This window comes from Pseudomonas aphyarum, assembly GCF_028657055.1.
GTDB lineage: Bacteria > Pseudomonadota > Gammaproteobacteria > Pseudomonadales > Pseudomonadaceae > Aquipseudomonas > Aquipseudomonas aphyarum.
Map to the genome: position 1 here is coordinate 175784 of NZ_JAMDGS010000005.1, position 26243 is coordinate 202026.

Annotated in this window: 25 protein-coding genes; 18 read left to right on the forward strand and 7 right to left on the reverse strand. The window is 61.4% G+C overall.

All coding sequences use genetic code 11. The features are described 5' to 3' along the window. Nucleotides 1–120 precede the first annotated feature (120 nt). Both M5G18_RS07590 and M5G18_RS07595 read left to right on the forward strand, forming a co-directional pair. A complete protein-coding gene (locus tag M5G18_RS07590; RefSeq protein ID WP_273897385.1) occupies nucleotides 121–1857 on the forward strand; it encodes an IlvD/Edd family dehydratase in 1737 nt (578 codons plus the stop codon). A gap of 186 nt (nucleotides 1858–2043) precedes the next feature. Next, on the forward strand, nucleotides 2044–2763 hold the full coding sequence (locus tag M5G18_RS07595; RefSeq protein WP_007957415.1) for a FadR/GntR family transcriptional regulator: 720 nt from the start codon (nucleotides 2044–2046) through the stop codon (nucleotides 2761–2763). 263 nt (nucleotides 2764–3026) lie between these two features. Here the strand turns inward: M5G18_RS07595 and M5G18_RS07600 are convergent, their stop codons facing one another. Then, the gene (locus tag M5G18_RS07600; RefSeq protein ID WP_007957414.1) at nucleotides 3027–5411 is read right to left on the reverse strand and encodes an efflux RND transporter permease subunit; all 2385 of its coding nucleotides are present in this window, start codon (nucleotides 5409–5411) and stop codon (nucleotides 3027–3029) included. 28 nt (nucleotides 5412–5439) lie between these two features. Next, the gene (locus tag M5G18_RS07605; RefSeq protein WP_085746236.1) at nucleotides 5440–6468 is read right to left on the reverse strand and encodes a WD40/YVTN/BNR-like repeat-containing protein; all 1029 of its coding nucleotides are present in this window, start codon (nucleotides 6466–6468) and stop codon (nucleotides 5440–5442) included. A 324-nt stretch (nucleotides 6469–6792) separates the two neighbouring features. On the opposite strand from M5G18_RS07605, the gene M5G18_RS07610 reads away from it, so the two are divergent. The 7 genes from M5G18_RS07610 to M5G18_RS07640 are packed head-to-tail and all read left to right on the forward strand — an operon-like array spanning nucleotide 6793 to nucleotide 12002. Next, nucleotides 6793–7383, forward strand: a complete 591-nt coding sequence (locus M5G18_RS07610; RefSeq protein ID WP_007957412.1) for an amino acid synthesis family protein — start codon at nucleotides 6793–6795, stop codon at nucleotides 7381–7383. A gap of 32 nt (nucleotides 7384–7415) precedes the next feature. Next, entirely contained in the window at nucleotides 7416–8249 is an 834-nt protein-coding gene (locus tag M5G18_RS07615; RefSeq protein WP_273897386.1) for an alpha/beta fold hydrolase, read from the forward strand. Then, the gene (locus tag M5G18_RS07620) at nucleotides 8246–9727 is read left to right on the forward strand and encodes an aldehyde dehydrogenase (protein ID WP_273897387.1); all 1482 of its coding nucleotides are present in this window, start codon (nucleotides 8246–8248) and stop codon (nucleotides 9725–9727) included. The genes M5G18_RS07615 and M5G18_RS07620 overlap by 4 nt, the downstream gene beginning before the upstream one ends. A 12-nt stretch (nucleotides 9728–9739) precedes the next feature. Next, nucleotides 9740–10225: a flavin reductase family protein gene (locus tag M5G18_RS07625; protein ID WP_096820064.1), complete on the forward strand. Its 486-nt coding sequence runs from the start codon at nucleotides 9740–9742 to the stop codon at nucleotides 10223–10225. Between the two features lie 11 nt (nucleotides 10226–10236). Next, entirely contained in the window at nucleotides 10237–10626 is a 390-nt protein-coding gene (locus tag M5G18_RS07630; RefSeq protein ID WP_085746232.1) for a carboxymuconolactone decarboxylase family protein, read from the forward strand. 58 nt (nucleotides 10627–10684) lie between these two features. Further along, on the forward strand, nucleotides 10685–11437 hold the full coding sequence (locus M5G18_RS07635; protein ID WP_085603063.1) for a GntR family transcriptional regulator: 753 nt from the start codon (nucleotides 10685–10687) through the stop codon (nucleotides 11435–11437). 1 nt (nucleotide 11438) lies between these two features. Further along, a complete protein-coding gene (locus M5G18_RS07640) occupies nucleotides 11439–12002 on the forward strand; it encodes an NUDIX hydrolase (protein ID WP_007957402.1) in 564 nt (187 codons plus the stop codon). Nucleotides 12003–12020: 18 nt separating this feature from the next. Here M5G18_RS07640 and M5G18_RS07645 read toward each other — a convergent pair whose 3' ends face one another. Further along, complete coding sequence (locus M5G18_RS07645) at nucleotides 12021–12314, reverse strand: DUF1330 domain-containing protein (protein ID WP_085711337.1); 294 nt, start codon at nucleotides 12312–12314, stop codon at nucleotides 12021–12023. A 65-nt stretch (nucleotides 12315–12379) separates the two neighbouring features. Here M5G18_RS07645 and ribBA point away from each other — a divergent pair, with 65 nt between their 5' ends. The 5 genes from ribBA (at nucleotide 12380) to M5G18_RS07670 (ending at nucleotide 17840) form a co-directional block, all read left to right on the forward strand. Further along, nucleotides 12380–13489: a bifunctional 3,4-dihydroxy-2-butanone-4-phosphate synthase/GTP cyclohydrolase II gene (gene ribBA, locus M5G18_RS07650; protein WP_273897388.1), complete on the forward strand. Its 1110-nt coding sequence runs from the start codon at nucleotides 12380–12382 to the stop codon at nucleotides 13487–13489. 393 nt (nucleotides 13490–13882) lie between these two features. After that, a complete protein-coding gene (locus tag M5G18_RS07655) occupies nucleotides 13883–14908 on the forward strand; it encodes an ABC transporter substrate-binding protein (RefSeq protein ID WP_273897389.1) in 1026 nt (341 codons plus the stop codon). Further along, a complete protein-coding gene (locus tag M5G18_RS07660) occupies nucleotides 14905–15852 on the forward strand; it encodes an ABC transporter permease (protein ID WP_210710405.1) in 948 nt (315 codons plus the stop codon). The genes M5G18_RS07655 and M5G18_RS07660 overlap by 4 nt, the downstream gene beginning before the upstream one ends. Nucleotides 15853–15858: 6 nt before the next feature. Further along, nucleotides 15859–16668, forward strand: coding sequence for an ABC transporter permease (locus tag M5G18_RS07665; protein ID WP_007957396.1), 810 nt, complete (start codon nucleotides 15859–15861; stop codon nucleotides 16666–16668). A 17-nt stretch (nucleotides 16669–16685) separates the two neighbouring features. Beyond that, nucleotides 16686–17840: an ABC transporter ATP-binding protein gene (locus tag M5G18_RS07670; RefSeq protein WP_273897390.1), complete on the forward strand. Its 1155-nt coding sequence runs from the start codon at nucleotides 16686–16688 to the stop codon at nucleotides 17838–17840. Between the two features lie 99 nt (nucleotides 17841–17939). Here the strand turns inward: M5G18_RS07670 and M5G18_RS07675 are convergent, their stop codons facing one another. The 3 genes from M5G18_RS07675 to M5G18_RS07685 all read right to left on the reverse strand — a co-directional run bounded on the left by M5G18_RS07675 (nucleotide 17940) and on the right by M5G18_RS07685 (nucleotide 20399). Beyond that, nucleotides 17940–19082 carry an IS481 family transposase gene (locus M5G18_RS07675; RefSeq protein ID WP_273897391.1) on the reverse strand — a complete coding sequence of 381 codons (1143 nt, stop codon included), beginning with the start codon at nucleotides 19080–19082 and terminating at the stop codon, nucleotides 17940–17942. 268 nt (nucleotides 19083–19350) lie between these two features. Then, on the reverse strand, nucleotides 19351–20142 hold the full coding sequence (map, locus tag M5G18_RS07680; RefSeq protein WP_273897392.1) for a type I methionyl aminopeptidase: 792 nt from the start codon (nucleotides 20140–20142) through the stop codon (nucleotides 19351–19353). After that, the gene (locus M5G18_RS07685) at nucleotides 20139–20399 is read right to left on the reverse strand and encodes a ParD-like family protein (RefSeq protein ID WP_039766896.1); all 261 of its coding nucleotides are present in this window, start codon (nucleotides 20397–20399) and stop codon (nucleotides 20139–20141) included. Before M5G18_RS07685 ends, map begins: the two co-directional genes overlap by 4 nt. A 295-nt stretch (nucleotides 20400–20694) precedes the next feature. Here M5G18_RS07685 and M5G18_RS07690 point away from each other — a divergent pair, with 295 nt between their 5' ends. From M5G18_RS07690 to M5G18_RS07700, 3 genes are all read left to right on the forward strand, one after another. After that, nucleotides 20695–21630: a Ppx/GppA family phosphatase gene (locus M5G18_RS07690; RefSeq protein ID WP_011334624.1), complete on the forward strand. Its 936-nt coding sequence runs from the start codon at nucleotides 20695–20697 to the stop codon at nucleotides 21628–21630. A gap of 259 nt (nucleotides 21631–21889) precedes the next feature. Then, nucleotides 21890–23266 carry a pyridoxal-phosphate dependent enzyme gene (locus tag M5G18_RS07695; RefSeq protein WP_085603045.1) on the forward strand — a complete coding sequence of 459 codons (1377 nt, stop codon included), beginning with the start codon at nucleotides 21890–21892 and terminating at the stop codon, nucleotides 23264–23266. After that, a complete protein-coding gene (locus tag M5G18_RS07700) occupies nucleotides 23263–24441 on the forward strand; it encodes a trans-sulfuration enzyme family protein (protein ID WP_273897393.1) in 1179 nt (392 codons plus the stop codon). The genes M5G18_RS07695 and M5G18_RS07700 overlap by 4 nt, the downstream gene beginning before the upstream one ends. Before the next feature lie 884 nt (nucleotides 24442–25325). Here the strand turns inward: M5G18_RS07700 and M5G18_RS07705 are convergent. Next, the gene (locus M5G18_RS07705) at nucleotides 25326–25712 is read right to left on the reverse strand and encodes a hypothetical protein (protein ID WP_273897394.1); all 387 of its coding nucleotides are present in this window, start codon (nucleotides 25710–25712) and stop codon (nucleotides 25326–25328) included. A 183-nt stretch (nucleotides 25713–25895) separates the two neighbouring features. On the opposite strand from M5G18_RS07705, the gene M5G18_RS07710 reads away from it, so the two are divergent. Continuing rightward, complete coding sequence (locus M5G18_RS07710; protein ID WP_273897395.1) at nucleotides 25896–26210, forward strand: hypothetical protein; 315 nt, start codon at nucleotides 25896–25898, stop codon at nucleotides 26208–26210. Nucleotides 26211–26243: the final 33 nt, after the last annotated feature.

Genomic DNA, 26243 nt, shown 5'->3' on the forward strand with positions numbered 1-26243 from the left:
CTCCGTCGAAAACGACTATATAGTAATACTAATTACGCAACAACACTTCCAAACCGTCGATTTTGCGCTTATGTTTAGCCGAAGCTCGCAAACAATAGTCTTACAATAAGAGAATCGATCATGTCTGATAAGAAACCCACCCTGCGCTCCGCCCAATGGTTTGGCACGGCCGACAAGAACGGCTTCATGTACCGCAGCTGGATGAAGAATCAGGGCATCGCCGACCATCAGTTCCACGGCAAGCCGATCATCGGCATCTGCAACACCTGGTCGGAACTGACCCCGTGCAACGCGCACTTCCGCCAGATCGCGGAGCACGTCAAACGCGGGGTGATCGAGGCTGGTGGTTTTCCGGTGGAATTTCCGGTGTTCTCCAACGGCGAATCGAACCTGCGCCCGACCGCCATGCTCACCCGCAACCTGGCGAGCATGGACGTCGAAGAAGCGATTCGCGGCAACCCGATTGACGGCGTGGTGCTGCTGACCGGTTGCGACAAGACCACCCCGGCCCTGCTGATGGGCGCGGCCAGTTGCGACGTGCCGGCGATCGTCGTCACCGGCGGGCCGATGCTCAACGGCAAGCACAAGGGCAAGGACATCGGCTCCGGCACCGTGGTCTGGCAGCTCAGCGAGCAGGTCAAGGCCGGCACCATCACGATTGACGACTTCTTGGCGGCCGAGGGCGGCATGTCTCGCTCGGCCGGCACCTGCAACACCATGGGCACCGCGTCGACCATGGCCTGCATGGCTGAAGCACTGGGCACGTCCCTGCCGCACAACGCGGCGATTCCGGCGGTGGATGCGCGGCGTTATGTGCTGGCGCACATGTCCGGCATGCGTGCGGTCGAGATGGTTCGTGAGGATCTGAAACTGTCGAAGATCCTGACCAAGGAAGCCTTCGAAAACGCGATCCGGGTCAACGCGGCGATTGGCGGTTCGACCAACGCGGTAATCCACCTCAAAGCCATCGCCGGGCGCATCGGCGTCGAGCTGGATCTGGACGACTGGACCCGCATCGGTCGCGGCATGCCGACCATCGTCGACCTGCAACCGTCCGGGCGTTTCCTGATGGAAGAGTTCTACTACGCGGGCGGCTTGCCGGCCGTACTGCGCCGCCTTGGCGAGGCTAATCTGATTCCCAACCCGAACGCGTTGACCGTGAACGGCAAATCCATCGGCGAGAACACCAAGGACGCGCCGATCTACGGCGAAGACGAAGTGATCCGCACCCTCGACAATCCGATCCGCGCCGACGGCGGCATCTGTGTATTGCGCGGCAACCTGGCGCCACTGGGCGCGGTGCTCAAGCCGTCAGCCGCCACGCCGGAACTGATGCAGCACCGTGGCCGTGCGGTCGTTTTCGAGAACTTCGACATGTACAAGGCGCGGATCAACGACCCGGAACTGGACGTCGATGCGGAGTCGATTCTGGTGATGAAGAACTGCGGGCCGAAGGGTTATCCGGGCATGGCCGAAGTCGGCAACATGGGTTTGCCGGCCAAACTGCTGGCGCAGGGCGTGACTGACATGGTGCGCATCTCCGACGCGCGGATGAGCGGCACGGCATACGGCACGGTTGTGTTGCACGTCGCCCCGGAAGCAGCGGCCGGCGGGCCTTTGGCGGCGGTGAAGGAAGGCGACTGGATCGAGCTGGACTGCGCCAGCGGGCGTTTGCACCTGGATATTCCGGACGCTGAACTGGCAGCGCGCATGGCGGACCTGCAACCGCCGCAACAGCTGTTGGTGGGCGGGTATCGCCAGTTGTATATCGACCATGTGCTGCAGGCGGATCAAGGTTGCGATTTCGACTTCCTCGTCGGTTGCCGAGGGGCTGAAGTACCGCGCCATTCCCACTAACACCGCCGCCCCTGTGGGAGCTGGCTTGCCAGCGATTACGGTCTGCCAGCTGACATTCATGTTGACTGACACTCCGCCATCGCTGGCAAGCCAGCTCCCACATTTGCTTTGTGTATCCACCTCAAGAATGAGCCACGCCTGCTATGATGCGCGGCATCTCCATCGCTCAGGATCGCGCCACTCCCCATGGATTACCGCAAACCTTCCGACCGTAAAAGCATGCACTCGCGCATCGTCCAGGAACTGGGCATGCAGATTGTTTCCGGACGCTTTCTGCCCTGCGACAAGCTGCCCGCCGAAGCCTTGCTCTGCGAGGAATACGCGGTCAGCCGGCCGGTGTTGCGTGAAGCCACCCGAGTGCTGGTCGCCAAGGGCCTGGTGTATTCGAAACCGCGCGTCGGCACCGTGGTCAAGCCGCGCCGCGAATGGCACATGCTCGACCCGGACGTGCTGCACTGGCTGATGCAAAGCAGCCCGCAGAACGAGTTCTTCAACGTCCTGACCAGCGTGCGCAGCATCATCGAACCGGCCGCCGCCGCCCTCGCCGCCCAGCACGCCACCGATGCCGACATCGCGTCGATTGCCGAGGCTTATCAACGCATGGAAGCCGCGCCGACCCCGGAAGCCTTGCTGCAACCGGATCTGGATTTTCACAGCCGGATTGCTGACGCGACCCACAACGATTTGTTGGCGAACCTGTGCAACATGCTGTCGGTGGCGATTGCCGAGGCGCTGAAGCATTCGAATCAGCGGCCGAATCTGCATGAACTGGCGTTGCCTCGGCACAAGGCGATTTTGACGGCGATCGAGAATCGGGATGCGTTGGGGGCTCGGCATGCGACGTTGGTGCAGCTGGATGATGCGCGGAGTGCGCTTAGCGTCGTGCTAGGCACTGAACTTTCTTAAGCCTTGAGACCGCCGGCCCTCACCCTAGCCCTCTCCCAAGGGGAGAGGGAACCGATTGGGGGATATTGGAGAGATACACCGACTTGAACGATCTGCTTTGAATCCATAATCGACTCGGTTTTTCAGGTCGATGTATCTCGAAGCACCACTCGGTCAGTCCCCTCTCCCCCCGGGAGAGGGCTAGGGTGAGGGGGCTTTTGATCTTGCCCCATAAAAAAAGCCGCAACCCTAAGGTTGCGGCTTTTTCATTTCAGCCAACCGGATCAGTGAGCAAACAACGAATTGCCCTTCTGCCCCGCCAGTTTCTCCGGCTTGATCAGGAACTTCGCCAGTGCCGGCAGCAGCCACAGCGCACCGAACATGTTCCATAGCAGCATGAAGGTCAGCATCAGACCCATGTCGGCCTGGAACTTGATCGCCGAGAAGATCCAGGTGCACACACCGATGGCCAGGCACAGACCGGTGAACAGCACCGCTTTACCGGTGGATTTCAGGGTCTGGTAATAGGCTTCCTGCAACGGCAGGCCGGCACGCAGGAAACTTTCCAGGCGGCTGTAGATGTAGATGCCGTAGTCAACGCCGATCCCCACGCCCAGCGCCACCACCGGCAGCGTCGCAACCTTCACGCCGATGCCCATGAACGCCATCAGCGCGTTACCCAGCACCGAGGTCAGCACCAGCGGCAGCACGATGCACAAGGTCGCCGCCCACGAGCGGAAGGTGATCATGCACATCACCGCCACGCAGATGTACACCAGGATCAGGATGGTCAGCTCGGACTTCTTGATCACCTCGTTGGTGGCCGCTTCGATCCCGGCGTTACCGGCCGCGAGGATGAATTCCAGGCCTTCCTTGTTGTTTTCCTTGGCGAAGTCCTGCACCGCATGCACCGCGCGATCCAGGGTTTCGGCCTTGTGGTCGTTGAGGAACACCAGCACTGGCGCCAGCGAGCAACTGTTGTTGTACAGACCGTCGGCCCGGGCGATGGAGTTGTTCAGCACGTCCGGGTTGCGCGACAGGGTTTCCCATTTCAGGTTGCCCTCGTTCATGCCCTTGATCATCTGCTTGGACACGGTCACCAGCGAGATCGCCGACTGCACGCCCTCGGTGTTCTGCATCTTCCACATCAGCTCGTCGATCGGCGCCATGGCTTCATAGCGCGAGCAACCTTCGGACTTGGTCTTGACCATCACCACCAGCACGTCGGAACTGGTCGAGTAGTTGCTGATGATGAAGTTGTTGTCCTTGTTATAGCGCGAGTCCGGACGCAGCTCCGGCGCGCCCTGGTCGAGGTCGCCGATCTTCAGGTTCTGGCTGTACCAGAGACCGCCACCGAAGGCGACCAGCGCCAGGGCGATGGAGATCGGGGCGACTTTCGGGTTGGCGAAATTCGACAGCAGGCGCCAGAACGGATGCTCGCGGTGCGCGTCCTTCTTGCTCTTGGCGATGGCGCGCTTGCTGATGCCGACATAGGAAATCGCCACCGGCAGCAGGATCAGGTTGGTGAACACGATCACCGCCACGCCGATGGACGCGCCGATGGCCAGCTCGCGAATCACGCCGATGTCGATGATCAGCAGCGTGATGAAGCCGACGGCGTCCGCCAGAATCGCGATCATCCCCGGCAGGAACAGCTGACGGAAGGTCCGCCGTGCGGCCGTCAACGCGTTGTCCGCCTCACCGGATTGCAGGGCGATCCCGTTGATTTTTTGCACGCCGTGGGAAATGCCAATGGCGAAGATCAGGAACGGCACCAGCATCGAATACGGATCGAGGCCGAACCCGAAGAAATGCATCAACCCGAGTTGCCAGACCACCGCCACCAGCGTGGTGCTCAACACCGCCACGGTGCTGCGCAGGCAGTTGGTGAACCACAGCAGCAGGATCAGGGTGATGACGAAAGCGATGCCGAAGAACATCACCACCATCACCAGGCCGTCGATCAGATCACCGACCTTCTTGGCGAAACCGACGATGTGGATCTTGACGTTGGGGTTCTGCGCTTCGAACTTGTTGCGGATCTTGTCTTCGAGCTCATGGGAGAACTGGCGATAGTCCAGCGCCAGCAGCTTGCCCTGGTCCTGCGGATCGGGGTAGGACTCCAGCAGCGGGATATCGACGATGCTCGACTTGAAATCGTTGGCCACCAGACGCCCGACCTGACCGGACTTGAGCACGTTGTTGCGCAGCAGGTCGAGGCTGTCCTGGGAGCCGTTGTAGCTCTGCGGGATCACTTCGCCGCCGGCAAAACCTTCCTCGGTCACTTCGGTCCAGCGCACACTCGGGCTCCACAGCGACTTGAGGCCGGAACGGTCGACGCCGGAGATGTAGAACACCTCGTCGTTGATCTGACGCAGGGTCTCCATGTACTCCTTGGAGAAGATGTCGCCATCCTTCGCTTCCACCGAAATGCGCACGGTGTTGCCCAGGTTCGCCAGATCGTTGCGGTGCTCCATCATCTTTTCAATGAACGGATGCTTGAGCGGGATCATCTTTTCGAAACTGGTGGACGGGCGGATCAGCGTGGCCTGCCAGAACAGGAAAATGCTGACCAGCAGGCAGATCACGATCACTGCCGGGCGGTTGTTGAAGATCAGGCGCTCGAGAAACGTCGCCTTGTCCTGATGATGAGTGCTCAAGGAAGTCATAGCCCCGCCTTCTTATTATTGATTCGGCTCATTTGCCCAGCTCGGCGCCGTTCGCAGTAGTGACCCGAACGCCACCCTGCCCGCTCAGGATCAGATTGCCGTTGCCGGCGGCGGTGACCGACGACAGCGAGATGCGATCCGGACGGTTGAACACGCTGAAGGTTTCGCCGTTGTCACTGCTGCTGACCACCGAGCCGCCGTTGCCGACGATGACGATGGAGCCGTCTTCAAGCAGTGTGGCGCCGGACAGGCCGAACTCCAGCGAACCGCGCGCAGCTTTCAGTTCGACCTGCTCCCAGGTGCTGCCGAAATCGGTGGAGCGGTAAAGGTTGCCGCGCAGACCGTAAGCCAGCAGGGTTTGCGGTTGCGCCGTGCCGATCACGCCGAACAGCGAACCTTCGTACGGGCCTTCGAGTTTTTCCCAGGTCTGGCCCCAGTCGGCGGAGCGGAACATGCTGCCCGACTCACCGACGATGAACAGGCCGGCGTCTTTTACCGAAGCGATGGCGTTGAGATGGAACTGGTCTTCGTTGTCGAGGCGATCGCTGACGTCTTCCCAGTTTTTGCCGCCGTCGGTGGTTTCCAGCAGCGCGCCGTAGGCACCCACGGCCAGGCCGCTGTTGACGTCCTTGAACCAGACGTCGAGCAGCGGCGATTCGCGCTTGAGGTCTTCGAACTGTTTGGTCCAGGTCAGGCCGCCGTCTTCACTGGCGAGGATCTGTGCGTCGTGGCCGACGGCCCAGCCGTGCTTGTCATCGACGAAATACACGGCGGTCAGCAACTGGCGGCTCGGCACTTTGGCCTGGGTCCAGGTCTTGCCCTGGTCGTCGGAATAGAGAATGTGCCCGCGATCCCCGACCGCCACCAGCCGGGTTCCGGCGTGAACGACATCGAGCATCAGGCTTTTCGAGGCCTTGGCCGATTCGGTGGAATAGACCACGTCGGCGGGCGCTTCGGCGGCGAGAACCGGCGCCGACAAAGTGGCAAAGCCCAGCAGAGAGAGTGCTGTGGCCAGCAACGCGGTGTTGCGTAACGCCGGCGGGCGGCAACGACTCATAGACCTTCCCCTGTTTATTATTGTTGGTCATGGACCTTAAGGGCGCCGCAAGGGTGCTCACGGTGACTGCCTGGTCACAAGCATAGTCCTGAAACCCGCCATCCAGAGCCCCTTCGGAAGCTGGCTCATCCTATCGGGCATTCGAAACGTCTGACAATCGGCGCAACGTTATCTTTTGTTAACCGAAAGGGACTACAGCGGCAGCTGAATGCGCGGGCATTCGTCCGACTGATGGCAGGGATTCTTGCGAGGGGGACTTGCACGATCGGTATTATGGTATACCATCAGACGCACAGACACTGTTTATCCCCTACGGAGCAGCTCATGAGTTTCGAAATTCGCAAGATCGTCAGCTATGTCGAAGAAACCTTCATTGAAGGCGGCAAGGCGTCCGACACCCCGGTGACCATGGTCGGCCTGGCCGTCGTGATGAAGAACCCGTGGGTCGGCAACGGCTTTGTCGAAGACCTCAAGCCGCAGATCCGCGCCAATTGCTCGGACCTCGGCGCGATGATGGTCGAGCGTCTGGTGGGCATCATCGGCGGCGCCGAGAAGATCGAGGCCTACGGCAAAGCCGCAGTGGTCGGCGCCGATGGCGAAATCGAGCACGCGTCGGCGGTGATCCACACCCTGCGCTTCGGCAACCACTACCGCGAAGCGGTCAAGGCCAAGAGCTACCTGAGCTTCACCAACAAGCGCGGCGGTCCGGGCACTTCGATTCAGATCCCGATGATGCACAAGGACGACGAAGGCCTGCGCTCGCACTACATCACTCTGGAAATGCAGATCGAAGACGCCCCCCGCGCCGACGAAATCGTCGTGGTGCTCGGTTGCGCCGACGGTGGTCGCCTGCACCCGCGCATCGGCAACCGCTACATCGATCTGGAAGAACTGGCCGCCGAAAAAGCCCAGTAATCACAATAAAAAAAGGCATGCAGGAGCGCTCCATGATTCGGCTCACCGCTGAACTCACCCCGGCCGGCACCAGTTATCTGGCGACCGGCCAAGGCCAACCCGTGGTGTTGATCCACGGCGTGGGTCTGAACAAAGAAATGTGGGGCGGCCAGATCGTTGGCCTGGCCACGCAATACCGGGTGATCGCCTACGACATGCTCGGCCATGGCGCCAGCCCGCGACCGGCCAGCGGCACCGCCCTGCTCGGTTACGCCGATCAGTTGCTGGAGCTACTCGACCACCTGCAATTGCCCGAGGCGTCGGTGATCGGCTTTTCCATGGGCGGTCTGGTGGCGCGGGCGTTTGCCCTGCATTACCCGGATCGCCTGAAAAGCCTCGTGGTGCTCAACAGCGTGTTCAACCGCAGCGAAGAGCAGCGCGCCGGCGTCATCGCCCGCACCGCGCAGGCTGCCGAACACGGGCCGGATGCGAATGCCGAAGCGGCGCTGTCGCGCTGGTTCAGCCGCGAATATCAGGCGGCCAACCCGGCGCAGATCGCTGCGATCCGCCAGACCCTGGCCGGCAATGATCCGCAGGGTTACCTGACCACTTACGAACTGTTCGCCACCCAGGACATGTACCGCGCCGACGACCTGGGCAGCATCCAGGCGCCGACGCTGATCGCCACCGGCGAGCTGGACCCCGGATCGACCCCGGAAATGGCCGAGCAACTGGCCGCGCGCATTCCCGGCGCGAAGGTTGCCGTGCTACCCGAGCAACGGCATATGATGCCGGTAGAGTCGCCCCGGCTGGTGAACCAGACGCTGCTGGAATTTCTCGACACCGCACACGCCCGACAAAACCATATAAAGGGGATCGTTGCATGACGCTCGCACGCTTCCAGATGTGCATCGGCGGAGAATGGGTCGACGCCCTCTCCGGCAAGACCTTCGAAAGCCTCAACCCGGCGCTGGCCGAACCCTGGGCCGAATTGCCCGACGCGGATGAATCCGATGTCGAACGCGCCGTGCAAGCCGCACAGACCGCCTTCGACAGCCCGGCATGGCGTGGTTTGACCGCCACCGCGCGCGGCAAACTGCTGCGTCGTCTCGGTGACCTGATCGCCGAAAACAAGGAACAACTGGCGCAGCTTGAAAGCCGCGACAACGGCAAGCTGATCCGTGAAACCCGGGGTCAGGTCGGTTATCTGCCGGAGTTCTTCCACTACACCGCCGGCCTCGCCGACAAGCTCGAAGGCGGCACTCTGCCGCTGGATAAACCCGATCTGTTCGCCTACACCGTGCACGAAGCCATGGGCGTGGTCGCCGCGATCATTCCGTGGAACAGCCCGCTTTACCTGACCGCGATCAAACTGGCGCCGGCGCTGGCTGCCGGCAATACCATCGTGATCAAGCCGTCCGAGCACGCCTCGGCGACCATTCTGGAACTGGCGCGCCTGGCCCTCGAAGCCGGGATTCCACCGGGCGTGGTCAACGTGGTCACCGGTTACGGCCCGAGCACTGGCGCCGCCCTCACCCGTCATCCGCTGATCCGCAAGATAGCCTTCACCGGCGGCGCGGCCACGGCCCGGCATGTGGTGCGCAGCAGCGCCGAGAACTTCGCCAAGCTGTCGCTGGAACTGGGCGGCAAGTCGCCGAACATCATCTTCGCCGACGCCGATCTCGACAGCGCGATCAACGGTGCGATTGCCGGGATCTACGCGGCGTCCGGGCAGAGTTGCGTATCCGGCTCGCGACTGCTGGTGCAGGATGAAATCTACGACGAGTTCGTCAGCCGACTGGTGGAGCGCGCCCAGCGCATCCGCATTGGCAACCCGCAGGACGACAGCAGCGAAATGGGCCCGATGGCCACCGCGCAGCAACTGGCGGTGGTTGAAGGTCTGGTGGCTGATGCCATCGCCGAAGGCGCGCGTCTGCGTCTGGGTGGCAAGCGGCCGAGCGGCGTGGGCGATGGCTGGTTCTACGAGCCGACGCTGTTCGAATGCGACCGCAATTCGATGAAGATCATGCAGGAAGAAGTCTTCGGCCCGGTGGCCTCGGTGATCCGCTTCAAGGACGAAGCCGAAGCGCTGGCGATCGCCAACGACTCGCAGTTCGGCCTCGCCGCCGGCATCTGGACCCGCGATCTGGGCCGCGCCCATCGCCTGGCCCGGGACGTGCGTTCGGGGATCATCTGGGTCAACACCTACCGCGCGGTGTCGGCAATGGCACCGATCGGCGGCTTCAAGAACAGTGGCTATGGACGCGAAAGCGGCATCGATTCGGTGCTGGCCTACACCGAACTGAAAACGGTGTGGATCAACCTCTCCCAGGCGCCGATGCCTGATCCGTTTGTGATGCGTTAGGAGTCCTGCGACATGATCGAACCCGGCATTTACAAAGACGTCATGAGCTCGTTTCCGTCCGGGGTCACGGTGGTCACCACCCTCGACCCGGACGGCGGCATCGTCGGCATCACCGCCAGCGCCTTCAGTGCGCTGTCGATTGACCCGGCGCTGGTGCTGTTCTGCCCCAACTACGCCTCCGACACCTACCCGGTGCTGCGCGACAGCAAGCGTTTCGCGATCCATTTGCTGTCCGCCGACCAGACCGCCGAGGCCTACGCCTTCGCCGGCAAAGGCAAGGACAAGGCCAACGGCATCGATTGGCATTTGAGCGAGCTCGGTAACCCGATCCTCGCCAAAGCCACGGCGATCATCGAGTGCGAACTGTGGCGCGAATACGACGGCGGCGACCACGCGATCATCGTCGGCGCGGTGAAGAACCTGATCCTGCCGGAGCAACCCGTGACGCCGATGATCTATCACAAGGGCAAGCTCGGCGCGTTGCCGACACTGGGTTGAGCGGAGGACACATGAGCAACGAAAAGTATGAGCAAGGCCTGAAGATCCGCACCCAGGTGCTGGGCCAAGCCTATGTGCAGCGCTCGATCGAGAACGCCGACGACTTCACCCGCCCGCTGCAGGAAATGGTCACCGAATACTGCTGGGGCCACGTCTGGGGACGCGAAGGCCTGTCGCTCAAGGAGCGCAGCATGATCAACCTGGCGATGATCTCGGCGCTCAACCGTCCGCATGAACTGAAACTGCATGTGCGCGGCGCCTTGCGTAACGGCCTGAGTCGTGAGCAAATACGCGAAATTCTGCTTCAGGTCGGTATTTATTGCGGCGTCCCGGCAGCCGTGGACAGTTTCCGGCTCGCCCGTGAAGCCTTCGCCGAAGCCGACGCCGAGGCCTCCAGTTAACCCCTCGGCTGTTTTGATGCCCGTCTGGCATGGACAGCCACCTTAAAGAGCGGACCCCATGAAACGCCTGCCACTCGACGACAGCTTCAAGGTCAATCGCAACCCCGTCACCCTGCGCGAAATCGTGCTGGATAAACTGCGAAGCGCCATCATGAACTTCCAGCTGCTGCCGGGCGATCGCCTGGTGGAGCGCGATCTGTGCGATCGCCTGGGCGTGAGCCGTACGTCGGTGCGTGAAGCCTTGCGTCACCTGGAATCCGAAGGTCTGGTCGAGTTCGCCGACGCCAAAGGCCCGCGCGTGGCGATCATCACTCTCGCCGATGCGGTCGACATCTATGAGCTGCGTTGCGTGCTCGAAGGCCTGATCGTCCAGCTGTTCACCCTGCGCGCCAAGGCCAAGGACATCAAGGCCCTGGAAAAAGCCCTCGACGAGAACCGCAAGGCGCTCAAAGATGGCGAGCTGCAACAGGTGATCGACTCGGTGCAGGGTTTCTACGACGTGCTGCTGGAAGGCTCGGGCAACCATGTCGCGGCCACTCAGCTGCGTCAGTTGCAGGCGCGCATCAGCTACCTGCGCGCGACGTCGGTGTCCCAGGAGAACCGTCGCGGCGCCAGTAATCACGAGATGGAAAAAATGGTCGAGGCAATCAAGAGCGGCGATCCGCTGGCGGCGCATCAGGCGTGCGTCGATCACGTGCGCGCCGCAGCCGCCGTGGCCCTTGATTATTTGAAGCGCAAACAGGAAGAGACCGGCGCCACTCCACCGATCACCCTGCCCATCGCGCTGAAAGAACCGCGCATAGGTCACTGACATGTTCAGCCCGAGCTTTTGCCCGAAATGCGGTGGCGCTGACCTCGGTCAGCAGGTGCCGCCGGGTGATACGCACGAGCGCTTGATGTGCCGCGGCTGCGGCTACATCCACTACGTAAACCCGAAAATCATCGCCGGCTGCATCATCGAGCAGGACGGCAAATACCTCTTGTGCCAACGGGCGATCCCACCTCGCCCCGGCACCTGGACCCTGCCCGCCGGGTTCATGGAAAGCGGCGAGACCACCGAACAGGCTGCCCTGCGCGAAGTCTGGGAAGAAAGCGGCGTACGCGCGGAAATCGTCTCGCCGTATTCGATCTTCAGCGTGCCGAAGATCAGCGAGGTCTACATCATCTTCCGCGCCCTCGCGCTGGAGATCACCGGCCAGTACGGCCCGGAAACCCTCGCCTGCAAGTTCTTCGCCCCGGAAGACATCCCGTGGGAGCAGATCTACTACCCGGCGATCCGGCAGATCCTCGAACGCTACATCGAGGAACGCCAGGCCGGGGTGTATGGCATGTACATGGGCAATGACGACAGCGGCAAGATTCATTTCATGCGTTGATCGCCCTGCCCACGCTGCTTACGGCGCCATCCCTTCCACAATAATGATTTCCGCCCGCGCCCACTCCTCGCGATAGCTCTTCGCTTCCTGATACGCCGCGGAGCGATAGCACGCCACCGCCTGCTCGTAGCTGTCGAACTCAATCACCACGCTGCGCTGCGGCGTCGCCCGACCTTCCATCGCTTCGCTGCGCCCGCCTCTGGCCAAAAACTTCGCGCCGAACTCGGCGAACGCTTTCGGCGCGCGCTGGGTGTATTGGCTGTAGTGATCGGGATCGGTGATGTCCACGTGTGCAATCCAGTACGCCTTCATAGTGACCTCTTGGTTGATTCTGTATTATGGTATACCACGAATTTCATCCACATCGAGAGTCCAACATGACCTTCAACAGCATCGAAGAAATCATCGAAGATTATCGCCTCGGCAAAATGGTGCTGCTGGTCGATGACGAAGACCGGGAAAACGAAGGCGACCTGCTGCTGGCCGCTGATCGTTGCACGCCCGAGGCGATCAGTTTCATGGCCCGTGAGGCTCGGGGGCTGATATGCCTGACGTTGACTGACGATCATTGCCAGCGCCTGGGGCTGGAGCAGATGGTGCCAAGCAATGGCAGCGTGTTCAGTACCGCGTTCACGGTTTCCATCGAAGCGGCGGTCGGTGTGACTACCGGCATTTCTGCTGCCGACCGCGCTTGCACGGTGGCCGCTGCGGTGGCGCCAAATGCCCGCGCTGAAGACCTGGTGCAGCCTGGCCATATCTTCCCGCTGCGCGCCAAGGAAGGTGGCGTGCTGACCCGCGCCGGCCACACCGAAGCCGGTTGTGATCTGGCACGGCTGGCGGGGTTCACGCCCGCTTCGGTGATCGTCGAAGTGATGAACGACGACGGCACCATGGCCCGCCGCCCGGATCTGGAAGTCTTCGCGCGCAAGCACGGGATCAAGATCGGCACCATCGCCGACCTGATCCACTATCGCCTGAGTACTGAACACACCATCGAGCGCATCGGCGAGCGGGAACTGCCGACGGTGCATGGCACATTCCGCCTGATTACCTTCGAAGATCGCATCGAGGGCGGCGTGCACATGGCGATGGTCATGGGTGAGCTGCGCCGCGAAGAGCCGACGCTGGTGCGCGTGCATGTGATCGATCCGCTGCGCGATCTGGTCGGCGCCGAGTACAGCGGGCCGACGAACTGGACGTTGTGGGCGGCGCTGCAACGGGTCGCGGCCGAAGGGCATGGTGTGGTCGTGGTGCTGGCCAATCATGAGTCGTCGCAGGCGCTGCTGGAGCGCATTCCGCAACTGACTCAGCCGCCTCGGCAGTTCAGTCGCTCGCAATCGCGGATCTATTCCGAGGTCGGCACCGGGGCGCAGATTCTGCAGAACCTGGGCGTCGGCAAGCTTCGCCACTTGGGGCCGCCGCTGAAATATGCCGGGTTGACTGGCTACGATCTTGAGGTGGTTGAGAGCATTCCGTTCACCGAGTGATTCGATGTTGCATTTCAAGCGGCTAATGCTGCCCTCACCCCAGCCCTCTCCCAGGGGGAGAGGGAGCCGACCGAGTTGTTTTACCGCTATGCATCGACCTGAAACTCAGAGTCGAACTCGAGTTTTGAACAGCGTAGAGATCTGCTCCCTCTCCCTCCGGGAGAGGGCTGGGGTGAGGGGCTGGATCTAGAATCCACTGAAAATCTCAAACCAGACACCCACAAAAACCACATTCGCCAGATAGCCGGTACGGCAAAGTGCTTGCACAAAGTTTGGAATACCATAATATGATATTCCATAGACCGGACGACCTGAAAAACCGTCCAGCTACTGCTCCCGACAGGCGGGCAACAACGCAAGCCCGCTCAAAAACACAACAATGAGGGCGTAAAAATGGTGTTGAACAAAGCTGCAACCGCGATCTTTTTCGCGGGACTGCTGAGCGTGACCGGTCAGGCCGCGATGGCCGCCGAGAGTGTGAACTTTGTCAGCTGGGGCGGTAGCACCCAGGATGCGCAGAAACAGGCCTGGGCCGATCCGTTCAGCAAGGCCAGCGGCATCACCGTCGTGCAGGACGGCCCGACCGACTACGGCAAACTCAAGGCCATGGTCGAAAGCGGCAACGTGCAATGGGACGTGGTCGACGTCGAAGCCGATTTCGCCCTGCGCGCCGCCGCCGAAGGCCTGCTCGAACCCCTCGATTTCAAACAAATCCAGCGCGACAAGATCGACCCGCGTTTCGTCAGCGACCACGGCGTCGGCTCGTTCTTCTTCTCCTTCGTCCTCGGCTACAACGAGGGCAAGCTCGGCGCGAACAAGCCGCAGGACTGGAGCGCGCTGTTCGACACCAAGACCTTCCCCGGCAAACGCGCCCTGTATAAATGGCCGAGCCCTGGGGTGCTTGAACTGGCGCTGCTCGCCGATGGCGTAGCGGCCGACAAGCTCTACCCGCTGGACCTCGATCGCGCTTTCAAGAAGCTCGACACCATCAAGAAAGACATCGTCTGGTGGGGCGGTGGCGCGCAGTCGCAGCAACTGCTGGCCTCCGGTGAAGCGAGCATGGGCCAGTTCTGGAACGGCCGGATTCATGCCCTGCAGGAAGACGGCGCACCGGTCGGCGTGAGCTGGAAACAGAACCTGGTCATGGCCGACATTCTGGTCGTACCAAAGGGCGCGAAAAACAAAGAGGCGGCGATGAAGTTTCTGGCCAGCGCCAGCAGTGCCAAAGGCCAGGCCGACTTCTCCAACCTGACCGCCTACGCCCCGGTCAACGTCGACAGCGTGGCGCGTCTGGACTCGACGCTGGCCCCGAACCTGCCGACTGCCTACGCTAAGGATCAGATCACTCTTGATTTCGCGTACTGGGCCAAGAACGGTCCAGCCATCGCGACACGGTGGAACGAATGGCTGGTCAAATGAAAATGGCGGCCACCGCGTCCCGTCCCTCCACTGCCACCGGGAGCGCCGCGAGCGCTGCCGGCCTGGCTGAAGGCAAAAAGGCGAGTGCCATGGCGCAAGCCCCGTCCCTCAAGCAACGCTGGCGTGGCGCCGGCAATCTCGCGCCGGCGCTGTTGTTTCTCGGTCTGTTCTTTCTCGCACCGCTGATTGGCTTGTTGCTGCGCGGCGTGCTGGAACCGGTGCCGGGTCTTGGCAACTATGAACAACTGTTCGCCAACTCGGCGTATGCCCGGGTGCTGTTCAACACCTTTTCGGTGGCGGGACTGGTGACCGTGTTCAGCCTGCTGCTGGGCTTCCCGCTGGCCTGGGCAATCACCCTGGTGCCACGGGGCTGGGGCCGCTGGATCCTCAACATCGTGCTGCTGTCGATGTGGACCAGCCTCCTCGCCCGCACCTATTCCTGGCTGGTGCTGTTGCAGGCTTCGGGCGTCATCAATAAAGCCCTGATGGCCATGGGCATCATCGATCAGCCGCTGGAAATGGTGCACAACCTGACCGGCGTGGTGATCGGCATGAGCTACATCATGATCCCGTTCATCGTGCTGCCGTTGCAGGCGACCATGCAGGCCATCGACCCGATGATCCTGCAGGCCGGTTCGATCTGTGGCGCAAGTCCGTGGACCAACTTCTTTCGGGTGTTCCTGCCGCTGTGCCGGCCGGGTCTGGCGTCCGGCGGGTTGATGGTGTTCGTGATGTCGCTCGGTTACTACGTCACCCCGGCGCTGCTGGGCGGGGCGCAGAACATGATGCTGCCGGAATTCATCATTCAGCAGGTGCAGTCGTTCCTCAACTGGGGCCTGGCCAGCGCAGGCGCCGCGTTGCTGATCGTCATCACACTGGTGCTGTTCTACGTCTATCTGAAGCTGCAACCGGAATCCCCGGTTGGCGCCAGTAACGCGAGGTAAGCCGACATGCTCCTGACGCCCAATGCCATGAGTCGCCGGATGCGCTTCGGCCTGTATTTCACCACCGGGCTGATCGGCCTGTTCCTGCTGTTGCCGATCGTGTTCATCGTCCTGCTGTCGTTCGGTTCATCACAGTGGCTGGTGTTCCCGCCACCGGGCTGGACGCTGAAATGGTACGTGCAGTTCTTTTCCAACGCCGACTGGATGAGCGCAGCACTGGCCAGCCTCAAGGTCGCGGTGCTGACCACGATCTGCGCCGTTGCCCTCGGTTTGCCGACCGCCTTTGCGCTGGTGCGCGGACGCTTCCCCGGCCGGGAAATGCTCTACGGTCTGTTCACCCTGCCGATGATCGTGCCACTGGTGATCATCGCGGTGGCGGTGTACGCGCTGTTTCTCAAGCTCGGCTACACCGGGACGATGTTCGCCTTCGTCGTCAGCCATGTGATCGTCGCGCTGCCATTCACAATCATCTCGATCATCAATTCGCTGAAGCTGTTCGATCAGTCGATTGAAGACGCAGCGGTGATCTGCGGGGCGTCACGCCTGCAAGCGGTGTTCAAGGTGACCTTTCCGGCGATCCGTCCGGGGATGGTGGCCGGCGCCCTCTTCGCCTTTCTGGTTTCGTGGGACGAAGTGGTGCTCAGCGTGATGATGGCCAGCCCGACCCTGCAAACCCTTCCCGTGAAAATGTGGACCACCCTGCGCCAGGACCTGACGCCCGTGATCGCCGTCGCTTCGACGCTGCTGATCGGCCTGTCGGTATTGGTCATGGTGATCGCCGCCGCGCTGCGCCGGCGCAACGAAATCAGCGCCTGAGCGCCCAGGAGTACGACATGAGTGCCGTGATCAAAGACGCATCCCAGCAGAACGACAAACCCCTGGTCAGCCTGCGCAACCTGAACAAGCACTACGGCGATTTCGCGGCCGTGGACAACATTTCGCTGGACATCAAGGACGGTGAATTCCTGACCTTCCTCGGCTCCAGCGGCTCGGGCAAAAGCACCACGCTGTCGATGCTCGCCGGCTTCGAAACCCCGAGCAGCGGCGAGATCCTGGTCAACGGCCAGTCGCTGGTGAACGTGCCGCCGCACAAGCGCGACATCGGCATGGTGTTCCAGCGGTATTCGCTGTTCCCGCATCTGTCGGTACGCGACAACATCGCGTTCCCGCTGGCGATCCGCAAACTCGCTGCAGCCGAGCGTGACAAACGCGTCGATGCGATGCTGAAACTGGTGCAGCTCGAACAATTTGCCCATCGCCGCCCTTCGCAACTGTCTGGCGGCCAGCAGCAACGGGTCGCCATCGCTCGGGCGCTGGTTTACGAACCGCGCATTCTGCTGATGGACGAACCTCTCGGCGCGCTGGACAAGAAGCTTCGCGAAGACTTGCAGGATGAATTACGCCAGCTGCACCGTCGCCTCGGCATCACCATCGTCTACGTAACCCACGATCAGGAAGAAGCCATGCGCCTGTCCCAGCGCATCGCGATTTTCAGTCACGGCAAGATCGTCGGGCTCGGCAGCGGTTATGACCTTTATCAGAATCCGCCGAATGCGTTTGTGGCGTCGTTCCTCGGCAACTCGAACTTTCTCAAACTCAAGGCGCAGGGTAATGCGGCGGCGAGTTTTGAGGGGGAGTCGCTGTCGATTCGTCTCACCGCTGGATTGGAGACCGGGCAGGATGTGCTGCTGATGGTGCGTCCGGAAAAGGCGTTGGCGTTGAGTGTGCAGCAGGCGGCGAGTGAGCCGTTGGCAGCGGGCTGGAACGAGGTTTCGGCGAAGGTGGTTGAGGTGTTGTTTCTGGGTGAGAGCCAGACTTGCAGTGTGGTCACGTCGGGTGGCACGTCCATGACCGTGAAAGCATTGTCGGCGGCGGGGATGCCATTGAAGGCTGGGGATCCGGTTCGGGTGCGTTGGGCGACGGCGGATGCATGCGTCTATACCGAGTGGGCCGAGAGTGATCTGAATAAAGCGGCGGGGGCTCACTGAAAACGCGTCACCTGTCAGATCCAGCCCCTCACCCCCGCCCTCTCCCTGTATGTACCGGAGACATGGTGGACACATGTTCGGGGACATGGTGGACGGTTTTCAAATCCGCTTACCTGATACAACGGTCTGTTGAATCAAGTCAATTCGGGCAATGCGATGTCTGCTCCAGTAGACATCGTAGATGCCATCTTCTGTCGTTTCCTTGATCGCTATCAGCTCCCCGATGAAGGCCTTTCCGATCAGGAATTGGCTGCTTCTCCAGTACATCTCGCCATTGCCCTGAACTTTCCTGACCAGATCTCCTTCCGCGTACTCCAGGACAGGCCGGGTCTCTTGGTATTCAAGCGGGCTACTGCTGTAGCGGCTCGCTGGAACCCCCATTCCCAAGGCTTGATGCGGGCGCTTCTGATTGTAAGTTTCTCGCCAGATATCGAAGGCTTTTTGTGCTCCGACGAGGTCGATAAAGCACTGACTCTGCAGAACTTCGGCCTTCAAGCTGCGATGGAATCGCTCAATCTTGCCCTGAGTTTGTGGATGGTAGGGCCGGGAGTGGCTGACCCGGATACCCTGTCTCATCAGCCAGACTTCCAGGGCGGTGTAGACCCCGGTTTGGTCACCCCATGGCGAACCGTTATCCATGGTCATGCGTTGCGGCAGACCGTATCGGCGAAACACTCCGACAAGCTGTTCTTCCACGGTTTGGCGTTGTTGATTGGCGCAAGCGGCGATGCACAACGAGAAGCGGGAATGGTCATCCAATATCGTCAAAGGGTGGCAGCGGCCATGACGCATACCGACGTGTCCCTTGAAGTCCATCTGCCACAAATCATTGGGTGCTTCATGCTCGAAACGGATGAACGGTTTGATCTCAGCAGCCTTTGGATCAACGCGCGAATGACGCTGTAAAACCGCATGCACGGTGCTGACGGAAGGCATCACTAAACCCTTGTCTTCCAGCACGCGTTTGAGCTTGCGAGCGCCCCAAGCCGCGTACTCCTGACTCACGGTCAGGATCTGCTTCTCCACCTCGTCAGCACAACGTTTGGGTAACGTCTTGGGTCGTCGCGACTGATTGTTCAGCCCCTCAGCCCCTGATTTTTCAAACCTGCTGAGCCATTTGTAGGCAGTGCTTGGGCTGATGTTGAATCGACGGCAAAGCTGCCGAACATTTGCCCCTTCTTGCTGAGCCAAAAGCACGAATTCTGTACGAAGCTGCACGGTAGACACCTCTTCCCAAGACACAGGTCATCTCCTTCGTGATGAGCAATGTGTCTATTTAAAAGTGTCCACCATGTCTCCGAACACCTGTCCACCATGTCTCCGGTACATACACTCCCGGAGGGAGAGGGAGCCGACCGAGTTGTCTGGCGCTCTACATCGACCTGAAAGACCGTGTTGATTTTGGATTCAACGCGGTTCGTTCAGGTCGGCGTATCTCTTCAATATCCCCCAATCGGCTCCCTCTCCCTCCGGGAGAGGGCTGGGGTGAGGGCCAGCGGCCGACGCCGTCTCACCTGATAGCCGCAAACCCCTCAATCTCATCAGGCCAAGCCGTCAACACTTCAAACCCGTCCTCCGTCACCGCCACCATATGCTCCCACTGCGCCGACAACGATTGATCCTTGGTCACCACCGTCCAGCCATCCGCCAGACTCTTCACATGACGCTTGCCAGCATTGAGCATCGGCTCGATGGTGAAAATCATCCCCGCCTTCAACTTCAAGCCCTGCTCCGGATAACCGTAATGCAGCACCTGCGGCTCATCGTGATAAACCTTGCCGATCCCGTGCCCGCAGTACTCGCGCACCACGCTGAACCCTTCTTTCTCCGCCAGCGTCTGGATCGCATGCCCGATGTCACCCAACGTGGCGCCCGGCCGCACCACGCGGATGCCCGCGCACATGGCGTCGTAAGTGGTCTTGATCAGGTGCCGCGCCTCGGGCGTCGGTTCGCCGACCACGTACATGCGGCTGGTGTCGCCGAACCAGCCGTCCTTGATCACCGCGATGTCGAGGTTGACGATGTCGCCGTCCTTCAGCACGCGCTTCGACGGGATGCCGTGGCAGACCACTTCGTTGACCGACGCGCAAACGGTTTTCGGGAAGCCGTGATAGCCAACGTTGGCCGGAATGGCTTTCTGCACATTGACGATGTAGTCGTTGCACAACTGGTCGAGTTGATCGGTCGTCACGCCAGCCTTGACGTGCGGCACCAGCATCGCCAGCACCTCGGCGGCCAGCTTGCCGGCCTCGCGGGATTGGGCGATTTCGGCTTGGGTGTTGATCTTGATCGGGTTTCTCATGCCTTGACCGCCTCTTTGACCGAGGCATTCTGCGCGGCATCCGCCAGTGCGCAGACTTGCTGCAGATCCAGACCGCCCGACTGCTCGGCGCGAATCAGCAACCGGCAAATGGCGTGGTGATCAAGGTCGGGATACAGCTCGGCGAGCATGCCGATGCGCATCCAGTGTTCGGCCTGCGCGTTGATCGAGCGGCTGAGTGCGTTGCTGGAGATGCGCAGATTCTCGTGCATGTCCTCTGAAATCTTTACGATGCCCATGGCAATATCCGATACGAAGTGTATATGGATCGTATATTAATCGTGCATCGCCCGGGATTGCAAATTTTGCGCGCCCGGTAAATCGCAGGCAAAAAAAAGCTGCCCGGAAGGCAGCCGAATCATGAAAAGCACGCGATGTATTGGGGCCAAGTATGGGCAGCCGATAATGACAGGGTCATGACAGCGATGAATTCACTGAACGGCCCCGCCCGCGTCATCAGGTTGTCATCGAACCCACGGCAGAATCCTCGCAAACCGTCCCGCGCCTCCCGACGGAAGATTTGCAAGGATCCCCATGAAAGAAGACACCTCGCTGTTTGCCGCCATCGACCTCGGTTCCAATGCCTTTCGCATGATGATCGGCCAGTCGGTGCGCAGCAGAAAGGGCTTCATGATTCAGGAGGTCAAAACCTTGCGTGAGCCGGTGCGCCTGGCCGAAGGCTTCGACGGTCGGGCCCTGGATGAAATGGCGCTGGATCGCGGCTGGCAGGCGCTGGCGCGGTTCGGCAAGAAGCTGCGCGGTTTCGAGCCCGGTCGCGTGCGTGCGGTGGCCACCAGCGCGGTGCGCGAAGCGGACAATGCGCAACTGTTTCTGGCCAGTGCAGAGCGGCATCTGGGGTTTCGCATCGATGTGATTTCCGGCCATGAAGAAGCACGTCTGGTCTACGCCGGTGTGGCCCATACCCTGCCGGTCGCCGATGACATGCGTCTGGTGGTCGACATTGGTGGCGGCTCCACCGAACTGATTCTCGGCCAGGGCTCGCAACCGCTGCTGACCGAGAGCATCGCCCTCGGCAGCGGCACCTTGAGCACGCGTTACTTTCGCAACGGCGAGATTTCTCCCGGCGCCCTGCAAGAAGCCGAACGCGTGGCCATTCTGCAATTCGAAAAAGTCGCCCGCCGTTATCGCGCCCAGGGCTGGCAGCAAACCATTGGCTCTTCGGGCACCGCGCGGATGCTCGCCAAAGTGCTCAAGGCCAATCGCCTGAACGATCATGGCGAGAGCGGCATCACCTACGGCGGCCTGCTGCGCTTGTCGTTGCGCCTGCTGGAAGTCAGCAATGTTCAACAGCTGAAACTGGCCGGCCTGCAACCCCATCGCCAGAGCATCCTGCCCGGCGGCCTGGTGGTCATGCTGGCAGCATTCAAAGTGTTCGGCATCTCGCAAATGGTGCCCTCCGAACCCGGTCTGAGGCTGGGCGTGCTGCACGGTCTGATGAGCAACCACTGAGCGATTTTCGCTGCAGGATTTTCACTGCCGGATCAAGCGATTCGTGACGCTGAAGACGCCCTTTCAATACTCGATGACGCCTGCGTATAAACCCCCGCAAATCACTTCCTTCCCCTCTCCGATTTCGTTCTATCGTTAGATCGAAATGGCTGTATTTCCGGCCGTTTAAAGGTTGCGGCAGCTCAGGTCAGAGCCTATGTTGCACGCGAGCTTTTTCCCCGCGAATGGAACGCGATCAACACCACAAAGAGGTGAAGAGATGTCAAAGGATTCACGCCCTGCCGTACTTGGGCTGATCGGCAATACGCCGCTGGTACAAGTCACCCGCTTCGATACCGGTCCCTGCACCCTGTTTCTCAAACTCGAATCACAGAACCCCGGCGGTTCGATCAAGGACCGCATCGGTCTGGCCATGATCGACGCCGCTGAGCGCGACGGTCGTCTGCAACCGGGCGGCACGATCGTCGAGGCCACCGCCGGTAACACCGGTCTGGGTCTGGCCCTGGTCGGCCGCGCCAAGGGCTACCGCGTCGTACTGGTGGTGCCGGACAAAATGTCCACCGAAAAAGTCCTGCACCTCAAGGCCATGGGCGCCGAAGTGCACATCACCCGCTCCGATGTCGGCAAGGGTCATCCCGAGTATTACCAGGATGTCGCCGCGCGTCTGGCCAAGGACATTCCCGGCGCGTTCTTCGCCGACCAGTTCAACAACCCGGCCAACCCGCTGGCCCACGAGTGCAGCACCGGGCCGGAAATCTGGGCCCAGACCGAGCATGATCTCGACGCAATTGTGGTCGGCGTCGGCTCGGCCGGCACCCTGACCGGCCTGACCCGTTTCTTCAAACGCGTACAACCGGACCTTGAAATGGTCCTGGCCGACCCGGTCGGTTCGGTGATGGCTGAATACAGCCGCAGCAAGCACTTGGGCACCGCCGGATCCTGGGCGGTGGAAGGCATCGGCGAGGACTTCATTCCGTCGATCACCGACCTGTCGAGCGTGCGCAGCGCCTACTCGATCAGCGACGAAGAAAGCTTCGATCACGCGCGCCAGTTGCTGAAAGCCGAAGGCATTCTGGGTGGCTCGTCCACTGGCACCCTACTCGCCGCCGCGCTGCGTTACTGCCGCGAACAGACCGAGCCGAAACGCGTGGTCAGCTTCGTCTGCGACACCGGCACCCGTTATCTCTCGAAGGTCTACAACGACCAGTGGATGACCGATCAGGGCCTGCTGCAGCGCAAACGTTACGGCGATCTGCGCGACCTGATTGCCCGACGTTTCGAAGACGGCAAAGTCGTCAGCGTCGGCCCGGACGACACGCTGATGACCGCCTTCCAGCGCATGCGCCTGGCAGACGTTTCGCAACTGCCGGTGCTGGTGGATGGCAAGCAACTGGTCGGCGTGATCGACGAATCGGACATTCTGGTGCGTGTGCACGAAGACGCTTCACTCTTCAGCAAACCCGTTGCCAAAGCGATGACGGACAAGTTGCAAACCCTCGCCCCCGGCGCCACGCTGGCTGAACTGGAAGCCGTGCTCAGCAGCGGCCTGGTGGCCATCATCGCCGACGCTTCAGGCTTCCACGGCCTGATCACCCGCGTCGACATGCTCAATCAATTACGGAGATCCCTGGCATGAGCCAGCACGACAAGAACGCCCATCAACAGGGCTTCGCCACCCGCGTGATCCACGCAGGGCAAACGCCGGACCCGACCACCGGCGCGCTGATGCCGCCGATCTACGCCAACTCCACCTACCTGCAAGACAGCCCCGGCGTGCACAAGGGTTTCGACTACGGCCGCTCGCACAACCCGACGCGTTTTGCCCTGGAGCGCTGCGTGGCGGATCTGGAGGGCGGCACCCAGGCGTTCGCCTTCGCGTCCGGTCTGGCGACGATTTCCACCGTGCTCGAACTGCTCGACGCCGGCTCGCACATCATTTCCGGCAATGACCTGTACGGCGGCACGTTCCGTCTGTTCGACAAGGTGCGCCAGCGCAGTGCCGGGCATCGTTTCAGCTACGTCGACCTGGCCGATCTGTCGGCGTTCGAAGCGTCGTTGCAGGACGACACGCGCATGGTGATTGTGGAGAGCCCGACCAACCCGCTGCTGGGCCTGTCCGACCTCGCCGCCATCGCGCGCATCTGCAAGGCGCGCGGGATCCTCTGCGTGGCCGACAACACCTTCGCCAGCCCGTGGATCCAGCGTCCGCTGGAGCTGGGTTTCGACATCGTGCTGCACTCGACCACCAAATACCTGAACGGTCACTCCGACGTGATCGGCGGGATCGCGGTAGTTGGCGACAATCCTGCGTTGGCCGAGCGTCTGGGCTTCCTGCAAAACGCCGTCGGCGCCATTTCCGGCCCGTTCGACGCGTTCCTCACCCTGCGCGGCGTGAAGACGCTGGCGTTGCGTATGGAGCGTCATTGCAGCAACGCGCTGGATCTGGCGCGCTGGCTGGAGCAGCAACCGCAGGTCAAACGCGTCTACTACCCAGGCCTGGAATCGCACCCGCAGCACGACCTGGCCAAGCGTCAGATGCGTGGTTTCGGCGGGATGATTTCCCTGGATCTGAACAGTGATCTGGCAGGCGCTCGTCGCTTCCTGGAGAACGTGCAGATCTTCGCTTTGGCCGAAAGCCTTGGCGGTGTGGAAAGCCTGATCGAGCACCCGGCGATCATGACTCACGCGACCATTCCGGCCGAAACCCGTGCCAAACTCGGCATCGGTGACAGCCTGGTGCGCCTGTCGGTGGGCGTCGAGGACATCGAAGACCTGCGTGCGGATCTGGCGCAGGCGTTGGCCAGCATCTAAAGCGCGAAAACGTCAAAGCCCGCACGAGGCGGGCTTTGGTGTTTGAGTAGGCGGCCAGTGCTGGTCTCTGGCTTACGAGGTTTCTCAGGACTCCCACAGTACAGGCAATGTGCTCTGCTGCTTCACACGGCATAAGGGCTGGAACCCAGCGCGGGGTTCTTTCTAACCGTGTACCCTTCGGAACGCGCCCAACGCTTCCTCGCTATCCGCTTGCGCATCAGTCTGCGTCTTCGCCTACATCCTTGAGCCTAGCAAACACGCTGCATTGCGCTACGCGTTTTTTAGACTGATTGTTTTCTAGCGCAGGCCTGCAAGGAAGCGAACCGACTATCGCCTTCACGGCCCTTCAGCCTGCCTCCCGCCAAGGGCGAACTATACTTTTCAGTTCGCTGTCCAGATTTCCTGTAAACCGTCGACACCCGTGCACCCTCCGGTGCCCCCGTGCCACTCACCAATCTGGTTGACCCCGGGCCGACGAGCCTTCCGTCAAGCAACGAATGACGGCTAATGCTCGGTTGCTGTGTGGCTGATGGGGCGTGGAGAAAATCATGAAGCACACGCTTTGGCCGGGCCTCGTCCTGGCAGTTGCGGCAACGGTGGCAATGCCTAATGTCTGGGCTGCGAAAGCGCAGGCATTGGCGTCGGATGGGGCGGATCATGTGGGTGCGGGAGCGGTGGCTTCTGATGGCGCCGATCATGTTGGCGCTGGTGCAGTTGCCTCTGATGGCGCGGATCATGTCGGTGCTGGCGCTGTAGCTTCTGACGGCGCGGACCACGTTGGCGCTGGTGCCGTTGCTTCAGACGGCTCCGATCATGTCGGCGCAGGCGCTGTCGCCTCTGATGGCGCGGATCACGTCGGCGCCGGAGCAGTTGCCTCTGACGGCTCAGACCATGTCGGCGCAGGGGCCGTTGCTTCTGATGGCTCCGATCACGTTGGTGCAGGCGCCGTTGCCTCCGATGGCTCCGATCACGTTGGTGCAGGCGCCGTTGCCTCCGATGGCTCCGACCACGTAGGCGCCGGAGCAGTCGCTTCTGACGGTTCCGATCACGTCGGTGCTGGCGCCGTTGCCTCTGACGGTTCCGACCATGTCGGCGCCGGCGCAGTAGCTTCTGACGGCTCCGATCACGTCGGCGCAGGCGCCCTCGCCGCCGATGGCGCAGACAAGGTCGGTGCCAACCGGCTCGCCTATTCCCGCGCAGGCGTCGGCTCCGACCAGGTCGCTTCCGCCCTCATGAGCGGCAGCTATTCCGACCAGTTCAACAGCCCTCAATAACCGCTATCGGCGCAACCAGCCCACCGCTGGTTGCGCCGCACTAGCACATTTGTGCTAATCGACCACCCCGATCCCTGGCGTTATATTCCCTCGCAACCCCCGACGCTCCCCAACATTGCCGCTGAGCAGTGCGCGGGATCGTTGTGCCTGGAAAAACAACAACACCAAGGAAGACACACCATGAAACTGCACCTCAGCCTCACCAGGATCACGGTTCTCGGTGCCCTGCTCCTCGGCGCCGCCGGTTGCCAGACCGTAAAACCTACCGAAGACAGCATGAAAGAACGTGCCCAGACGGTCATTGGCCAACCGGTCAGCAAAATCGCCAACGTCCGCAACGACAGCACCCTCACCTACTACACCGCCTACACCGCCGCCGGCGAATACAACTGCGAGCAGCCCAGCGGCGTAATCATGGCGGTCGCCAGCATGGGCATCATGACGCCTCCGTTGTCCTGCCTGCCCAAAGGCGCGTCGCCGATTCCATACCAGTAACCCGGCGCAGAAAAACCGTTTAAACGCCTCTTC

Coding starts and splice junctions, on each gene's coding strand:
- M5G18_RS07600 (WP_007957414.1), bottom strand. CDS start 5,411: ATGACTTCCTTGAGCACTCATCATCAGGACAAGGCGACGTTTCTCGAG.
- M5G18_RS07615 (WP_273897386.1), top strand. CDS start 7,416: ATGATTCGGCTCACCGCTGAACTCACCCCGGCCGGCACCAGTTATCTG.
- M5G18_RS07625 (WP_096820064.1), top strand. CDS start 9,740: ATGATCGAACCCGGCATTTACAAAGACGTCATGAGCTCGTTTCCGTCC.
- M5G18_RS07690 (WP_011334624.1), top strand. CDS start 20,695: ATGAAAGAAGACACCTCGCTGTTTGCCGCCATCGACCTCGGTTCCAAT.
- M5G18_RS07685 (WP_039766896.1), bottom strand. CDS start 20,399: ATGGGCATCGTAAAGATTTCAGAGGACATGCACGAGAATCTGCGCATC.
- M5G18_RS07700 (WP_273897393.1), top strand. CDS start 23,263: ATGAGCCAGCACGACAAGAACGCCCATCAACAGGGCTTCGCCACCCGC.
- M5G18_RS07635 (WP_085603063.1), top strand. CDS start 10,685: ATGAAACGCCTGCCACTCGACGACAGCTTCAAGGTCAATCGCAACCCC.
- M5G18_RS07670 (WP_273897390.1), top strand. CDS start 16,686: ATGAGTGCCGTGATCAAAGACGCATCCCAGCAGAACGACAAACCCCTG.
- map (WP_273897392.1), bottom strand. CDS start 20,142: ATGAGAAACCCGATCAAGATCAACACCCAAGCCGAAATCGCCCAATCC.
- M5G18_RS07665 (WP_007957396.1), top strand. CDS start 15,859: ATGCTCCTGACGCCCAATGCCATGAGTCGCCGGATGCGCTTCGGCCTG.
- ribBA (WP_273897388.1), top strand. CDS start 12,380: ATGACCTTCAACAGCATCGAAGAAATCATCGAAGATTATCGCCTCGGC.
- M5G18_RS07620 (WP_273897387.1), top strand. CDS start 8,246: ATGACGCTCGCACGCTTCCAGATGTGCATCGGCGGAGAATGGGTCGAC.
- M5G18_RS07590 (WP_273897385.1), top strand. CDS start 121: ATGTCTGATAAGAAACCCACCCTGCGCTCCGCCCAATGGTTTGGCACG.
- M5G18_RS07660 (WP_210710405.1), top strand. CDS start 14,905: ATGAAAATGGCGGCCACCGCGTCCCGTCCCTCCACTGCCACCGGGAGC.
- M5G18_RS07610 (WP_007957412.1), top strand. CDS start 6,793: ATGAGTTTCGAAATTCGCAAGATCGTCAGCTATGTCGAAGAAACCTTC.
- M5G18_RS07710 (WP_273897395.1), top strand. CDS start 25,896: ATGAAACTGCACCTCAGCCTCACCAGGATCACGGTTCTCGGTGCCCTG.
- M5G18_RS07630 (WP_085746232.1), top strand. CDS start 10,237: ATGAGCAACGAAAAGTATGAGCAAGGCCTGAAGATCCGCACCCAGGTG.
- M5G18_RS07605 (WP_085746236.1), bottom strand. CDS start 6,468: ATGAGTCGTTGCCGCCCGCCGGCGTTACGCAACACCGCGTTGCTGGCC.
- M5G18_RS07640 (WP_007957402.1), top strand. CDS start 11,439: ATGTTCAGCCCGAGCTTTTGCCCGAAATGCGGTGGCGCTGACCTCGGT.
- M5G18_RS07695 (WP_085603045.1), top strand. CDS start 21,890: ATGTCAAAGGATTCACGCCCTGCCGTACTTGGGCTGATCGGCAATACG.
- M5G18_RS07645 (WP_085711337.1), bottom strand. CDS start 12,314: ATGAAGGCGTACTGGATTGCACACGTGGACATCACCGATCCCGATCAC.
- M5G18_RS07595 (WP_007957415.1), top strand. CDS start 2,044: ATGGATTACCGCAAACCTTCCGACCGTAAAAGCATGCACTCGCGCATC.
- M5G18_RS07655 (WP_273897389.1), top strand. CDS start 13,883: ATGGTGTTGAACAAAGCTGCAACCGCGATCTTTTTCGCGGGACTGCTG.